This is a genomic window from Micromonospora inositola (assembly GCF_900090285.1).
GTDB lineage: Bacteria > Actinomycetota > Actinomycetes > Mycobacteriales > Micromonosporaceae > Micromonospora > Micromonospora inositola.
This window is the reverse complement of record NZ_LT607754.1, coordinates 232,329-247,645: the sequence shown is the minus strand read 5'-3', so window position 1 is coordinate 247,645 and position 15,317 is coordinate 232,329. Positions and strand designations below refer to the sequence as shown.

Genomic DNA, 15,317 nt, shown 5'->3' with positions numbered 1-15,317 from the left:
CAGCTGCCGCGCCGCCGGGGCACCCCGGGGGCGCGGCGGCGTGCTGCCCGGGCACGGGTGAGTGGGCGATCAGCCGCGCAGGCGCAGGCCGCGGGGGGTGGCCCGGAAGCCGGCGGCGGTCAGCGCGTCGCGCAGCGGCGAGGAGTGCACCGCCTCGCCGTCGGCGCGTTCCACCGACATCGCGCCGAGCGCGCCGGAGTGCACCGCGTCGGCGAGCGCCTTGCCGGCGACGGCGAGCGTGTCGGTGTCGTCGGTGAAGGAGAGGATCGTCCGCCCGCCCCGCTCCACGTAGAGCACCAGGTCGCCGCCGACCAGCACCACCAGCGCGCCGGCCTTGCGCCCGGCCCGGTGCCCGGTGGCCGGGGTCGCGCCGTCACCCGAGTCGACCACCCGCTCCGGCCAGGGCAGCGCCGCGCCGTACGGGTTGGCCGGGTCGGTGGCGGCGAGCACCAGGGTCGGGCCGCCCCGGCCCCGGCCGCCGTCGGCCGGGTCGGCCAGGGCGCGGATCCGGTCCACCGCGCCGGGGACGGCGAACTGGGCGGCGCCCAGCCCCTCGACGAAGTAGCCCCGGCGGGCCGCCCCGCGCTCCTCGAGCGCCGACAGCACCGGGTAGACCGCGGCGAAGCCGCCGACCACCTGTTCCGCCATGACCGCGCCCCGGGTGACCACCCCGTGCCGTTCGAGCAGCAGGTCGGCGAGGGCGGCGGCCCGGCGGGTCGGGTCGAGGTCCCGCTCGGGCAGCCGCGACCACCGCCCGGCCACCGTCGGCGGGCCGCTGCGGCTGGGCAGCGCCACCCGCCCCGGACGGCGGTAGCGGGTCCGCGGCGCGGACGGGCGGGACCGGTGGGCACCGCCGCCGCCCAGCGCCGCCCGCAGCGGGGCGAGCGTGTCGTTGGTGAGGTGGCCGGCCCAGACCAGGTCCCAGACGGCGGCGGCCAGCGCGGCGTCGTCGGTGGCTCCCACCCGGTCCGACAGCGAGCGGAAGAAGAGCGCCTGGCCGTCGCCGAGCGCGTCGAGCACCGCGTCGTGCAGCGGGGTGCGGGCGAGCGCCTCGTCGGGCGGCGGAAGCAGCAGCGGCGCGGCGTCCGCGTACGCCAGGGTGACCCAGCCGTCGCCGCCGGAGATCGCCCCGGACCCGGCCCAGACCACCTCGCCGCTGGCGCAGAGCTCGTCGAGCTGGGCGGGAGAGTAGTCGGCGACCCGGGCGGGCAGCACGAGGCGTTCCAGCGCGGACGCCGGCACCGCCGCGCCCTGCAGCTGCTCGACGGCGGCGGCGAGCGCCTCGACGCCCCGCGTCGACGAGCCGACCTGCTGCCAGCGGGGCAGGAACGCCGCGAGGGCCCGGGGCGGCACCGGCTCGATCTCCCGGCGCAGCGCGGCCAGCGAGCGGCGGCGCAGCAGCCGCAGCACCTCCGCGTCGCACCACTGGGTGCCGACGCTGTCCGGGGCGAACTCCCCGGAGACCACCCGACCGGTGGCGGCGAGCCGGCGCAGCGTCTGCTCCACCACGAAGACGCCGAGCCCGAACCGGGCGGCGCAGGTGGCCGCTGCGAACGGGCCGTGGGTGCGGGCGTACCGGACCACCAGGTCGCCGAGCGGGTCGGCCACCGGCGCCAGGTACGCCTCGGCCACCCCGACCGGCAGCGCCACGCCGAGCGCGTCGCGCAGCCGGGCGGCGTCCTCGACGCCCACCCAACGTTCCTCCCCGGCGATGCGGACCCGCAGCACCCGGCGGGCAGATTCCAGCTCGGTCAGCCACTCGACCGGCGCGCCCCGCTCGGCCAGCTCCGCCTCGCTCAGGTCGCCGACCACCCGGAGCAGCTCGACCACGTCCTCGGCGTCGCGCGGGCGGCGCTGCTCGGTCAGCCAGCGCAGCTGCCGTTCGGTCTCGGCGAGCACCGTCGGGTCGAGCAGTTCCCGCAGGTCGACCCGGCCGAGCAGCTCGCCGAGCAGCCCCGAGTCCAGGGCCAGGGCGGCGGCCCGGCGCTCCGCGAGGGGGGCGTCGCCCTCGTAGAGGAACGCTCCGACGTAGCCGAAGAGCAGCGAGCGGGCGAACGGCGAGGGCCGCTCGGACTCCACCTCGACCAGCCGCACCTTGCGGGCGGCGAGGTCGCGCATCAGCTCGGCCAGGGCGGGCTGGTCGAAGACGTCCTGGAGGCACTCGCGCGCGGCCTCCAGGGTGACCGGGAAGTCGGCGTACTCGCGGGCGACGTCGAGGAGCTGGGCGGCGCGCTGGCGCTGCTGCCAGAGCGGCTGCCGGCGGCGCGGGTCGCGGCGGGGCAGCAGCAGCGACCGGGCCGCGCACTCGCGGAACCGGGCGGCGAAGAGCGCGGAGGTGCCGACGGACTCCTCGACGAGCTGGGCGATCTCGTCGGGCTCGAAGACCACCACGTCCGCGCCGGGTGGCTCGTCGGCGGTGTCGGGCAGCCGGACCACGATGCCGTCGTCGGAGGGCATCACCTGGGCGTCCACGCCGTACCGCTCGGCGAGCCGGCGGCCGATGGCCAGGGCCCACGGGCCGTTGACCCGGGCGCCGAGCACCGAGTGCACGGCGAGCCGCCAGTCGCCGAGCTCGTCGCGGAACCGTTCGACGACCACGGTCCGGTCGTCCGGCAGGGAGCGGGTGGCCTCCTTCTGCTCGCGCAGGTACGCCATCAGGTTGCCGGCGGCCCAGTCGTCCAGCCCGCCGGCGCGCAGCGCGGCCGTCGCGGTCTCGTCGTCCTGCCGGAGCAGGGCGCGGACCCGGGCGCCGATGGCCCGACCCAGCTCGACCGGGCGGCCGAGCTGGTCGCCCTTCCAGAACGGCATCCGGGCGGCCTGGCCGGGGGCGGGGGAGACCAGCACCCGGTCGGGGGTGATCTCCTCGATCCGCCAGGAGGAGGAGCCGAGCAGGAAGACGTCGCCGACCCGGGACTCGTAGACCATCTCCTCGTCCAGCTCGCCGACCCGGGCGGCGCGTTCCGCGCCGGCCAGGAAGACCCCGAAGAGACCCCGGTCGGGGATGGTGCCGCCGCTGGTCACCGCGAGCCGCTGGGCGCCGGGTCGACCGGTGAGCACGTCGGTGGCCCGGTCCCAGACCAGCCGGGGCCGCAGCTCGGCGAAGGCGGTCGACGGGTACCGCCCGGAGAGCATGTCCAGCACCGCGTGCAGCGCTGAGTCGGGCAGCTCGGCGAAGGGCGCCGCCCGGCGGACCAGCACTGCCAGGTCGCCCAGCCGCCACGGCTCCAGCGCGACCATCGCCACGATCTGCTGGGCCAGCACGTCGAGCGGGTTGCGCGGGTAGTGCAGCTCCTCGATGGCGCCGTCGGCCATCCGCTCGGCGACCACGGTGCAGGAGAGCAGGTCGCCGCGGTGCTTGGGGAAGACCACGCCGCGGGAGACCGCGCCCACCTGGTGCCCGGCCCGGCCGACCCGTTGCAGGCCGGCGGCGACGCTCGGCGGCGCCTCGATCTGCACCACCAGGTCGACCGCGCCCATGTCGATGCCCAGCTCCAGGCTGGAGGTGGCGACCACGGCCGGGAGCTGGCCGGACTTGAGCGCCTCCTCGATGTGCTTGCGCTCCTCCCGGGAGACGCTGCCGTGGTGGGCCCGGGCGATCACCGGCGGCGCGCCCGCCGCCGCCCCGGACTGGGCCATCACCTCGGCCGGCTGGCGGGGCGCCCGCAGCGGCCCGACCGGACCGCCGAAGGCGTCCGCGTCGCGCGCCGACCCGTCCGGTCCGCCCTCCGGTCCGCCGGCCAGCTCCTCGGCGGCCAGCTCGTTGAGCCGGGCGCAGAGCCGTTCCGCGCTGCGCCGCGAGTTGGTGAAGACGATGGTCGAGCGGTGCGCCCGGATCAGCGCGAAGACCCGCTCCTCCACCGCCGGCCAGATCGACGCCCGCGGCGGGCCGCCGGGGCCGCCCAGGTCGTCGGCCGGCTGCTCCTGCTCGTCGAGGCGGGTCATGTCCTCCACCGGGACCTGGACGCTGACCTCGATGGTCTTGCTGCTGCGCGGCTGCACCACGTCGACCGGGTGGGCTCCGCCGAGGAAGCGGGCGCAGACGTCGATCGGCCGGACGGTGGCGGAGAGGCCGATCCGCTGCGCGGGCGTCTCCAGCAGTTCGTCGAGGCGTTCCAGGGAGAGCGCCAGGTGGGCGCCGCGCTTCGTCCCGGCCACCGCGTGCACCTCGTCGACGATCACCGTCTCGATCCCGCGCAGCGAGTCCCGGGCGGCGGAGGTGAGCAGCAGGAAGAGCGACTCGGGAGTGGTGATGAGGATGTCCGGCGGGGTGCGGGCGAAGGCGCGCCGCTCGTCGGCCGGGGTGTCGCCGGTGCGCATCCCGACGGTGATGTCCGGCGGGGCGACGCCGAGCCGGGTGGCGGCCTGCCGGATGCCGGCGAGCGGGGCGCGCAGGTTGCGCTCCACGTCGACGGCCAGCGCCTTCAGCGGGCTGACGTAGAGCACCCGGCAGCGCTGCCGCGCCTCGGCGGGCGGCGGCTCCTTGGCCAGCCGGTCGAGCGACCAGAGGAACGCGGCGAGGGTCTTGCCGGAGCCGGTGGGGGCGACGACCAGGGCGTTGCGCCCGGCAGCCACCGAACGCCAGGCGCCGGCCTGGGCGGCGGTGGGCGCGGCGAACGCCGCGGTGAACCACTCCCGGGTCGCCGCGCCGAAATCCGCCAGCACCGCCGCGTCGCCGGTCGCCTCGTTCGCCACGCCTCCCATCCTGCCCCGCCGGTGCGACAACCCGCCCGCGGCGGGCGCGGGTTCTGTCCGGGTCCGGCTCTTACGCGACGGATGCGACGTTGAACGCGTTAAGTCTTACTTAACTGCTTGCTTGTGCCGCGCAACATAAAGTAACTTCACTCACAACGCAGCGTGGGGTGGAGGGCTTTGGATGACCGTCGAGGAGCGAGGCTCCGGGCCCGGGACCGACGTGCTCATCCGTAAGGTCGACAGCCATCTCGCCGCGCTCCGCACCGGCCTGCAGGGCCCCGAGTTGGAGCTCGCCGAGCAGCTCGCCAGCTGCCTGCGGGAGCTGGTCATCGCCACCGCCCACTCCAGCGCCGCCGACCGGGGGCTGGTCCGCGCCGCGGTGCACTACTTCGTCCTGCGCCGGGAGAGTCGCGGCCGGCTCCTCTCGGTGCGGTCCCTCGCCGCCGCCCAGCGGGTGGTCAACAAGGCCGTGCGCCAGCTCGGCCGACCCGACCTGCTGGTGGAGACCCGGCGGGAGCGGCCGTCCCGCGCGCCGGCGCTCTCCGCCGGCGAAGGCTCGCTCCGCTGACCCGGATCCGGTACGCCGTACCGCGTCGCTGATCCGGTCCGGTCCCGGTCGGACCGTTTTCGGCAAACCCGCCCCTGGGTCGGCGATCTGACGTCTGATCGGTCGTGGCCGGAGCGTGCCCGTCCCGGCGTGCGGTCCCACTCGACCTGGAGCGTGTGTGCTCGTACTGCTGATCCTGCACCTGGTGGCGGCCCTGCTCGCGCCGCTGCTGGTCCGCTGGTGGGGTCCGCGCGCCTGCTACCCGCTCGCCCTCGCGCCGGCCGCCGCGTTCGGCTGGGCCATCGCCCACACCCCGGCGGTCCGCGACGGCGGCGCGGTCGTCGAGACGTACCCGTGGATCGGCCAACTCCGGCTCGACCTCGCGCTGCGGGTCACCACCCTGTCCTGGCTGATGGTGCTGCTGGTCGGCGGCATCGGCGCGCTGGTGCTGGTCTACTCCGCCCACTACTTCCACCCCGGCTCGGCGGGGCTGGCCCGGTTCGCGGCCGTGCTGGTCGCCTTCGCCGGGGCGATGCTCGGCCTGGTGGTCGCCGACGACCTGCTGCTCCTCTACGTCTTCTGGGAGCTGACCACGGTCTTCTCCTACCTGCTGATCGGGCACAGCACCGAGCGACGGTCCAGCCGGTGGGCGGCCGCCCAGGCGCTGACCGTGACCACCCTCGGCGGGCTGGCCATGCTGGTCGGCTTCCTCCTGCTCGGCCGGCACGCCGGCGGCTACCGCTGGTCGGCGATCACCGCCGCGCCGCTGCCCGGTGGCGGGTACCTCGCCGTGGCGGTGCTGCTGATCCTGACCGGGGCGCTGGCCAAGTCCGCCGTCTTCCCGTTCAGCTCCTGGCTGCCGGTGGCGATGGCCGCGCCGACGCCGGTCAGCGCGTACCTGCACGCGGCGGCGATGGTGAAGGCCGGGGTCTACCTGGTCGGGCTGCTCGCCCCGGTGCTCGCGATCGCCGGCCCGTGGCGTCCGGTCACCGTGGTCGCCGGGCTGGTCACCCTGGTCGCCGGGGGCTGGGCGGCGCTGCGGCAGACCGACCTGAAGCTGCTGCTGGCGTACGGGACGGTCAGCCAGCTCGGCCTGCTGACCGTGGTGATCGGCGCGGGCACGCCGAAGGCCGCGCTGGCCGGCACGGCGATGCTGCTGGCGCACGCGCTGTTCAAGGCGGCCCTGTTCCTCGTCGTGGGCCTCCTCGACCACTGTGCCGGCAGCCGTGACCTGCGCGAGCTCTCCGGGGTCGGGCGTACCGCGCCGCTGCTGGCGGTGGTCGCCGGGCTCGCCGCCGCGTCGATGGCCGGGCTGCCGCCGCTGTTCGGCTTCGTCGCGAAGGAGGCGGTCCTCGCCGCCTTCACCGACCGGCCGCTCGTGCTCGCCGTGCTGGTCGGCGGCACCGCCCTCACCGTCGCGTACAGCATCCGCTTCCTCTGGGGCGCCTTCGCCAGCCGCCCCGGCACGCCGCCCACCGAACTGGCCGCCGCCCCGGCCGCGATGCTGGCGCCACCGGCCCTGCTCGCCGCCGCCGGGCTGGCCGCCGGTCCCGCCGCCGGCTGGCTGGGCGGCCTGTTCCACCCGTACGCCGAGCTCTTCGGCCCGGGGGAGGCGCACCTCGCGCTCTGGCCCGGGCCGAACCTGGCGCTGGGGCTCTCCGCGGTCGCGGTCGCCGGCGGCGTCGCGCTGCACCTGGTACGCGGCCCGCTCGCCCCCGCGCTCGGCCGGCTGCACGTCCCGGTCGGCGGCAACCAGGGCTACGAGTGGGTGACCCACCGGTTCGACCGGTTCGCCATCGAGGTCACCGGCGCCACCCAGCGCGGCTCGCTGCCGCAGTACCTCGGCGCCATCCTGCTCGCGCTGGTGCTGGTGCCCGGCGCGGCGATGCTGGCCGCCCGCCCCTGGCGGGAGCGGATCGCGCTCTGGGACACCCCCGCCCAGCTCGTGGTCGGCCTGATCATCGCGGTGGCGGCGGTGCTCGCCGTCGGCGCCCGCCGCCGGCTCACCGCGATGCTGCTGGTCGGGGTTACCGGCTACGGCACCGCGATGATGTTCGTCCTCTACGGCGCGCCCGATCTGGCGCTCACCCAGTTCCTGGTCGAGACCGCCACCATCGTGCTCTTCGTGCTGGTGCTGCGGCGCCTGCCGGACCGCTTCTCGGCCCGACCCTTGCGTCGCAGTCGCTGGCTGCGGCGGGGGATCGGGGTGGCGGCCGGGCTGGTGCTGGCCGGCCTCGCGCTGGCGGCGGCCGGCGCCCGGCGGACGCCGTCGATCTCGCTCGCCTACCCCGACCTGGCGGTCGCCCAGGGCTACGGCCGCAACGTGGTCAACGTGGCCCTGGTCGACATCCGTGCCTGGGACACCATGGGCGAGATCTCCGTGCTGGTGGTGGCCGCGACCGGGGTGGCCAGCCTGATCTTCGAACGGTCCCGCACCGGGCCGCGGCCGCGCCGCCCCGCGCCGTCCGCGCCCCGACGGGACCGGCGGCCGGTGTGGCTGCGCGGCGGGGCGACCCTGCGCGAGCGGCGACGGTCGATCGTCTTCGAGGTGGTCACCCGGCTGATCTTCCACACCGTGTTGCTCTTCTCCCTCTTCCTGCTCTTCTCCGGGCACAACGCCCCCGGCGGCGGCTTCGCCGGTGGCCTGGTGGCCGGCCTCGCCCTCGCGGTCCGCTACCTGGCCGGCGGCCGGTACGAGCTGGCCGAGGCGGCGCCGGTGGGGGCCGGGACCGTGCTCGGCGCCGGGCTGGCCGTCTCCGTCGGCACCGGCGCGGTCGGGCTGCTCCGCACCGGATCCGTGCTGGAGAGCGTGAAGGTCGACCTCTGGCTGCCCGCCGTCGGTCACTGCTACCTGGTCACGTCGCTCTTCTTCGACGTGGGCGTCTACCTGATCGTGGTCGGGCTGATGCTGGACATCCTGCGCAGCCTCGGCGCCGAGGTGGACCGGCACATCGAAGCGAGCGGCGGCCCGGAGGGGGGCCTGGCGGTCGACCGGGAGGGGGATCGGACGTGAGTGCGAGGAGTGAGCCGGTTCTGCGAGCCCCGCAGTCGCGAACAGAGGTGGCGCGGTGAGCGCGGGCGGGGCGGGACCCACCCTGGTGCTGGTGATCGCCGTCGGGGTGCTGGTGGCCACCGGCGTCATCCTGCTGCTGGAGCGCAGCCTGAGCCGGATCCTGCTCGGCGTCATCCTGCTCGGCAACGGGGTGAACCTGCTGATCCTGCTCGGCGGCCGGTCGGGGGCCGCCCCGGTGGTGGGCACCGCGCCGACCGGGGAGTTGAGCGACGCGCTGCCCCAGGCCATGGTGCTCACCGCCGTGGTGATCACCTTCGGGCTGACCGCGTTCCTGCTCGCGGTCGCGTACCGGAGCTGGTATCTCAGCGGCGACGACGAGGTGCAGGACGACCTGGAGGACCGGCAGATCGTCCGGCTCGCCGAGCGCAACGAGGTGTCCACCGCGGACCTCGGCGGCGAGGGCCCGGACAACGACCCGGAGCAGGTGGACCCGGGGCCCGCCTTGCGCCGGCTGCGCCGACGGCGGGACCAGCGGTGAGCGCGGGGAGTGAGCCGGTCCTGCGAGCCCCGCAGTCGCGAACGGAGACGGCCGAGTGACCGCCGCGCTGGTGCCGCTGCCGGTGGTGGTGCCGCTGCTCGGCGCCGCGCTGACGCTGATCCTGGCCAACCGGCCCCGGCTGCAACGGTCGGTCAGCGTGGTCGGCCTCGCCACCAACCTGGCGGTCGCGGTGACGCTGCTGGTCGAGGCGTACCGGCACGGACCGGTCGTGGTGCAGGTGGGTGGCTGGCCGGCGCCGGTGGGCATCGTGCTGGTCGCCGACCAGCTCGCCGCGCTGATGCTGGTGGTCTCCTCGGCGGTGACGCTCTGCGTGCTGCTCTACTCGATCGGCCAGGGGCGCGGGGAGACCAGCGAGAGCGCGCCGGTGAGCATCTACCACCCGACCTACCTGGTGCTGACCGCCGGCGTCACCAACGCCTTCCTGGCCGGGGACCTGTTCAACCTCTTCGTCGGGTTCGAGATCCTGCTGGCGGCGAGCTTCGTGCTGATCACGCTGGGCAGCACCGAGACCCGGATCCGGACCGGCTCGACGTACGTGGTGGTCAGCATCCTCTCCTCGATGATCTTCCTGGCCGCGCTGGGGCTGGTGTACGCGGCCACCGGCACCCTCAACATGGCCCAGCTCGCCGGGCGGCTGGACGGCCTGCCGGACAGCGTACGGCTGGGGTTGCAGCTCATGCTGCTGCTCGCCTTCGGCATCAAGGCGGCGGTCTTCCCGGTCTCCGCCTGGCTGCCGGACAGCTACCCGACCGCCCCGGCCCCGGTCACCGCGGTCTTCGCCGGCCTGCTCACCAAGGTCGGCGTGTACGCCATCATCCGCACCGAGACGCTGCTCTTCCCTGGCGGCCAGGCCAACCGGCTGCTCATGGTGGTGGCCGGGCTGACCATGGTGGTCGGCATCCTCGGCGCGGTGGCCCAGTCCGACATGAAGCGCCTCTTCTCGTTCACCCTGGTGAGTCACATCGGCTTCATGATCTTCGGGGTGGCGCTGAGCAGCGTTGCCGGCCTCTCCGGGGCGATCTTCTACGTGGTGCACCACATCACCATTCAGACCACCCTGTTCCTGGTCGCCGGCCTGGTCGAGGAGCGCGCCGGCAGTACCGACCTGCGTCGGCTCGGCGGGCTCGCCCGGGTCGCCCCGCTGCTCGCGGTGCTCTTCTTCGTCCCGGCGATGAACCTCGCCGGCATCCCGCCCCTCTCCGGCTTCCTCGGCAAGCTCGGCCTGCTCCAGGCCGGCGTGGCGGCGCGCGGGGTGCTGCCCGGGGTGCTGGTCGGGGCCGGGACGGTGACCAGCCTGCTCACCCTCTACGCCGCCTCCCGGGTGTGGAACATCGCGTTCTGGCGGTCGCCCCGGCTGGCCACCGCCGACCCGGCCGTACGGCTGCCGGCGCTGATGGTCGGCGCGACCGCGGCCCTGGTGGCGCTCGGTGTGGGCCTGACCCTCGCCGCCGGGCCGCTCTTCGAGGTCACCGCGGACGCCGCCGCCGACCTGCGCGAACGTACCCCCTACGTGCGGGCCGTCTTCCCGGCCGGCGTCCCGTGACGGCCGGCGGGCCGTCCGGTCGCGACGGGGCCGGGCCGCCGGGTCCTCCGCCGGCCCGCGGTGCCGGCCCGTCCGGTCCGCCGCCCGGCGGCGACGGCACGGACGGACCGCAGCCGGCGGCGTCCCGGCGCGGCGGCCGGTGGCGGGACGAGGCGGTCGCGCTCGGCTGGCTGGTGCTGACCTGGCTGCTGCTCTGGGGGGACGTGACCTGGGGCAACGTGCTCGGCGGGCTGGTCGTGGGCGCCGCGGTGCTGCTCTTCTTCCCGCTGCCGCCGGTCACCTTCGGCGGCCGGCTCCGCCCTAGGGCGCTGCTCGTCCTGGCGGCCACGTTCGCCGGTGAGCTGGTCAGCGCCAGCTTCCACGTCGCCGCGATCGCCGTCCGCCCCGGCTACCGGCCGCGCGGCGCGATCATCGCGGTGCCGCTGCGGGTACGCACCGACCTCAACCTGGCGCTCACCGCCGAGGTGATCTCCCTGGTCCCGGGCACCCTCATCCTCGAGGTGGACCGGGACCAGGGCGTCCTCTACGCGCACGTGCTCGACGTCCGCGGCCCGCAGGACCTGACCGCGAGCCGGGACCGGATCCTCGCCGTCGAGCGGCGCCTCGTCCGCGCGATCGGCTCGCCCGCCGAGGTACGCCAGCTGCGCACCGAACCCGTCGACCGGAGGAAGAATCCGTGACCATGCTCCTCGCCGTCGTGCTGACCGTGCTGCTCTCGGTCACCGCGCTGCTCGCCCTGGCCCGCATCTACCGGGGGCCGTCGCTGCTGGACCGGGTCGTCGGCGCCGACCTGCTGCTCTCCACCATGCTCGGCGCGGTCGGCGCGGAGGCGGCGGTCAACCGGCACGCCGCCACGCTGCCCGTGCTCGTGGTGCTCTCCCTGCTCGGCTTCGTCGGCTCGGTGGCCCTGGTCCGCTTCGCCGTCCGCGAGGCGGCGTGATGGGGGTGCTCGCCGACTGGCTCGGTGCGGCCTGCCTGACCGCCGGGGCCCTGCTCAGCCTGGCCGCCGGGATCGGCGTGCTGCGCTTCCCGGATGTGCTGGACCGGATGCACGCGGCCACCAAGCCGCAGGTGCTAGGCGTGCTGCTCCTGCTGGCCGGGGTGGCGCTGCGCCTGCGCACGCCGTCGGACCTGGGCATGCTGGCCCTGGTCGCGGCCTTCCAACTGGCCACCGCGCCGGTCGCCGCCCAGATGGTCGGCCGGGCCGCGTACCGGTCGGGTCGGGTCGACCGGGCCCTCCTCGACACGGACGAGCTGGCGGACCGCTGACCGGGTGGAACCGGACAACTGTGCCACCCCCAGCGGGCGTCCAGCCAGCGCAGATAAAATGGGTGCATGATCGACTCCTCTGCCCAGGAGGGCAGCAGTAGCCAGCCGGGTCGTGCCCGGCATCCCGTCGCCCTTACGACCCCGGGAGCCCTGAACCTCCCGTGTTGATCGTCGTGGGTCTCGTACTCATCATCGTGCTCACCGCCGCCACCGGATACTTCGTGGCCCAGGAGTTCGGTTACGTCGCCGTGGACCGCGGCAAGCTCAAGCAGCTCGCCGACGCCGGCGACGTGGCCGCCGCCCGGGCCCTGGAGGTGACCGGCCGGTTGTCGTTCGTGCTCTCCGGCGCCCAGCTCGGCATCACCGTGACCGCCCTGCTCGTCGGTTACGTCGCCGAGCCGTACCTCGGCGCCGGGCTGGCCGACCTGCTCGGCGTCGCCGGGGTGTCCACCGCGGTCAGCCTGCCGCTCTCGGTGGTGCTGGCCCTGATCATCGCCACCGTGGTGCAGATGGTCCTCGGCGAGCTGGCCCCGAAGAACCTGGCCATCGCCCGCGCCGAGCCCCTCGCGCGGGCGCTGAGCCGGTCCACCCTGATCTACCTGAAGCTCGCCGGCCCGGTGATCACCCTCTTTGACCGGTCCGCCGTCCGGCTGCTGCGCCGGCTCGGCATCGAGCCGATCGAGGAGCTGCCCGGCGGCGCCACGCCGGCGGACCTGGAGCAGATCATCGCCGAGTCCCGCGAGGAGGGGAGCCTCGACGCCGCGATGTCCGACCTGCTCGACCGGGGCCTGGACTTCCGCGAGCTGACCGCCGGGGAGGCCATGGTGCCCCGGGTCGACGTGCACACCGTACGCGCCGACGAGCCGGTCAGCCGGGTCGTCGAACTGCTCGACACCGGGCACTCCCGCTTCCCGGTCCGCGGCGCCGAGGGCGTCGACGACCTGGTGGGCGTGGTCGGCATCGCCGACGTGCTCGGCGTGCCGCCGGCCGAGCGCGCGACCACCCGGGTCGCCGCGGTGGCCGTACCGCCGTTGCTGGTGCCGGAGACGCTGCCGCTGCCGACGGTGCTGGACCGGCTCCGGGTCGGCCACCGGCAGCTCGCCTGCGTGGTCGACGAGTACGGCGGCTTCGCCGGCGTGATCACCCTGGAGGACATCGCCGAGGAGCTGGTCGGGCCGATCCGCGACGAGGACGACCCGCCGGAGCGGGCCCCGGCCCGGCAGGACGACGGCTCCTGGGTGGTGCCGGCCCGCTGGCGGATCGACGAGGTCGCCGACAGCACCGGCATCGCATTGCCCGAGGCCCCCGAGTACGACACCCTCTCCGGGCTGGTCATGCGGGAGCTGGGCCGGGTGCCCGAGGTCGGCGACCGGCTGGAGATCAACCTCGTCGTCGACGGGGAGGTCCCCGACACCGAGCACCGGGCGCTGGTCGAGGTGCTGGCCGTGGACCGGCACGTGGCCGACTCCGTCCGGCTCCGGATGACCGAGGCCGAAGGCGGGGAGGAGGCGGCATGAGCGAGCGGAGCGAGCGAATCATCGAACTCGGCGCGGACAAGGCTCATGCCGACGCCGAGCGAAGCGAGGTGGCGGCATGAGTCCGGGACTCGCGCTCTTCTTCTCCGTGGTGCTGCTGGCGCTGAACGGGTTCTTCGTGGCCGCCGAGTTCGCCCTGGTGGCCGCCAAGCGGTACCGGCTGGAGCACGCGGCGGTCGGTGGCGGGCGGGCCGCCCGGGCGGCCCTGGACGGCGTCCGCGAGCTGTCGCTGATGCTGGCCGGCGCCCAGCTCGGCATCACGCTGTGCACCCTGGGCCTGGGCGCCCTGGCCGAGCCGGCGATCGAGCACCTGCTCAGCCCGCTGCTGCACGCGGTGGGCCTGCCGGACGCGGTCAGCCACCTGGTGGCGCTGCTCTTCGCCCTCGGCCTGGTGACCTTCCTGCACCTGGTGGTCGGTGAGATGGCCCCGAAGTCGTGGGCGATCACCGACGCGGAGCGGTCGGCGACGCTGCTGGCGCTGCCGTTCCGGGCCTTCGCCCGGGTCGCCCGCCCGGTGCTCTCCGCGCTCAACGCGCTGGCCAACGGCGTCCTCCGGCTGGTGGGCGTGCACCAGCAGGACCAGCTCGCCCAGGTGCACGGCCCCGACGAGCTGCGCATCCTGCTGCAGCAGTCCCGCGAGCGCGGCCTGCTCGGCGCGGAGCAGCACCAGCTGCTGACCAGCATGCTGGAGCTGCAGGGCACCACGGTGGCGCAGGTGATGGAGCCGTTCGACCGGATCGTCACGGTCCGCCGGGACGACACCGCCGAGCGGATCGAGCACGTCTCCCGGGACAGCGGCCGGTCCCGGCTGGCCGTGCTCGACTCCGGCGGCGAGGTCTGCGGCCTGGTGCACGTCCGGGAGGCGGTCCGGGCGGTGACCACCGGCCGGCCGGCGACCGCCGGTGAGCTGATGACCCCGGCCTTCACCCTGCCCGGGCAGGCCTCGGTCACCGAGGCGGTGGCGGCGATGCGGGGCCGGCAGGCCCAGCTGGCGCTGGTCCGCAACGGCGGTGGCCCGACCCGGCCGATCGGCTTCGTCGCCTTGGAGGACCTGCTGGAGGAGGTCATTGGCGAGTTCGACGACGAGACCGACCCGGTGCCGAGGGGCCGGCGCCTGCGCTGATCGACCGTCCGGCCGCCGGGTCCGCGTGACCGACGGCCGGACGCGTTCGGAACGGCCGCGGCCGGGAAAGCGGCCTCGTCGGCGCGGAAACGGGGGGAGCGGGGTGCGGCTGACCGGGGTGTCGTCGGAGTCCGGCTGGACCGGACTGTCGGTGACCACCACCCTGACCAACCCGAGCACCCGCCCCGGCCTGCGCCTGCCCGGGCGGGTGACGCTCGCCGCCGGGGGAGAGGACGTGCTGGTCCGACACATCCGGCTCGGCCTGGTCGCCCAGGCCGAGCCGGAGGATCCGGCCTCGCCGCGCCGCCTGGTGCAGTACCACCAGGTGCCGATCGCCGGCCGGTTCGTAGTGCCGGCGGGGCGGCGGCGGGCGGTGGACTTCGTGCTGCCGCTGCCCTGGGAGACCCCGGTGACGATCTTCGGCGGGGTGCCGCTGATGGGTCTGCGCACCGGTCTGCGCACCGAGGTGTCGGTGGACCCGGACCTGGACCAGGGGGCGATGGTGCCGGTCTTCGTCCACCCGCTCCCCACCCAGCAGCACATCCTCGCCGCGCTGGAAACCCTCGGCTTCGTGATGCGGCAGGCGGCTCTGCAGCACGGCCGGCTGCCCGGGGTGGAGCAGACGCTGCCCCTCCACGAGCGGCTGGGCTACTGGGTGGCGCCGCTCTACGCCGGCCCGATCACCGAGCTGGAACTGATCTTCGTGACCAACGCGGCGGGGGTGGAGGTGCTGCTCTGGCTGGACCGCCGGCTCTCCCTGGCCGGGGTCACCCACCAGAGCATCAGCCGGTTCCGGGTCTGGCACGCGGGTCAGGACCGGCGCGACTGGGTGGCCACCGTCGACGGCTGGCTGCGGCACGCCGTCAACCGGCACGCGGCCGCCGCCGCGCCTGCCGACTGGTCCGCCGCGATCAGCGAGTCCGCCCACGTCAGCCGCCACCCCGACGACCCGGTCGCACCCGGCTACGGCCTGGGCGGCACGGCCGGCGGTGGCGGCATCGGCGGTGGTGGCGGCGACGGCACCTGACGCCGCGTG

General features: G+C 75.3%; 11 protein-coding genes. 10 read left to right on the top strand and 1 reads right to left on the bottom strand.

The window, feature by feature from the left end; translation table 11 throughout:
- Nucleotides 1-69: 69 nt before the first annotated feature.
- Nucleotides 70-4,701, bottom strand: coding sequence for an ATP-dependent helicase (locus GA0070613_RS01130; RefSeq protein ID WP_089010559.1), 4,632 nt, complete (start codon nt 4,699-4,701; stop codon nt 70-72).
- A 172-nt stretch (nt 4,702-4,873) separates the two neighbouring features.
- On the opposite strand from GA0070613_RS01130, the gene GA0070613_RS01125 reads away from it, so the two are divergent.
- The 10 genes from GA0070613_RS01125 (at nt 4,874) to GA0070613_RS01080 (ending at nt 15,308) form a co-directional block, all read left to right on the top strand.
- Nucleotides 4,874-5,260, top strand: coding sequence for a hypothetical protein (locus GA0070613_RS01125; RefSeq protein ID WP_089010558.1), 387 nt, complete (start codon nt 4,874-4,876; stop codon nt 5,258-5,260).
- Nucleotides 5,261-5,417: 157 nt separating this feature from the next.
- Nucleotides 5,418-8,252, top strand: a complete 2,835-nt coding sequence (locus GA0070613_RS01120; RefSeq protein WP_089010557.1) for a Na+/H+ antiporter subunit A — start codon at nt 5,418-5,420, stop codon at nt 8,250-8,252.
- A gap of 55 nt (nt 8,253-8,307) precedes the next feature.
- Nucleotides 8,308-8,790: a Na(+)/H(+) antiporter subunit C gene (locus GA0070613_RS01115; protein ID WP_089010556.1), complete on the top strand. Its 483-nt coding sequence runs from the start codon at nt 8,308-8,310 to the stop codon at nt 8,788-8,790.
- 55 nt (nt 8,791-8,845) lie between these two features.
- Nucleotides 8,846-10,354, top strand: coding sequence for a Na+/H+ antiporter subunit D (locus tag GA0070613_RS01110; protein ID WP_089010555.1), 1,509 nt, complete (start codon nt 8,846-8,848; stop codon nt 10,352-10,354).
- Entirely contained in the window at nt 10,351-11,034 is a 684-nt protein-coding gene (locus tag GA0070613_RS01105) for a Na+/H+ antiporter subunit E (RefSeq protein WP_089010554.1), read from the top strand. Before GA0070613_RS01110 ends, GA0070613_RS01105 begins: the two co-directional genes overlap by 4 nt.
- Nucleotides 11,031-11,294 carry a monovalent cation/H+ antiporter complex subunit F gene (locus tag GA0070613_RS01100; protein WP_089010553.1) on the top strand — a complete coding sequence of 88 codons (264 nt, stop codon included), beginning with the start codon at nt 11,031-11,033 and terminating at the stop codon, nt 11,292-11,294. Before GA0070613_RS01105 ends, GA0070613_RS01100 begins: the two co-directional genes overlap by 4 nt.
- On the top strand, nt 11,294-11,623 hold the full coding sequence (mnhG, locus tag GA0070613_RS01095; protein WP_089010552.1) for a monovalent cation/H(+) antiporter subunit G: 330 nt from the start codon (nt 11,294-11,296) through the stop codon (nt 11,621-11,623). Before GA0070613_RS01100 ends, mnhG begins: the two co-directional genes overlap by 1 nt.
- A gap of 161 nt (nt 11,624-11,784) precedes the next feature.
- Entirely contained in the window at nt 11,785-13,140 is a 1,356-nt protein-coding gene (locus tag GA0070613_RS01090; protein WP_089010551.1) for a hemolysin family protein, read from the top strand.
- A 76-nt stretch (nt 13,141-13,216) separates the two neighbouring features.
- Complete coding sequence (locus GA0070613_RS01085) at nt 13,217-14,281, top strand: hemolysin family protein (protein WP_089010550.1); 1,065 nt, start codon at nt 13,217-13,219, stop codon at nt 14,279-14,281.
- A 103-nt stretch (nt 14,282-14,384) separates the two neighbouring features.
- The gene (locus GA0070613_RS01080; RefSeq protein WP_089010549.1) at nt 14,385-15,308 is read left to right on the top strand and encodes a sporulation protein; all 924 of its coding nucleotides are present in this window, start codon (nt 14,385-14,387) and stop codon (nt 15,306-15,308) included.
- Nucleotides 15,309-15,317 lie beyond the last annotated feature (9 nt).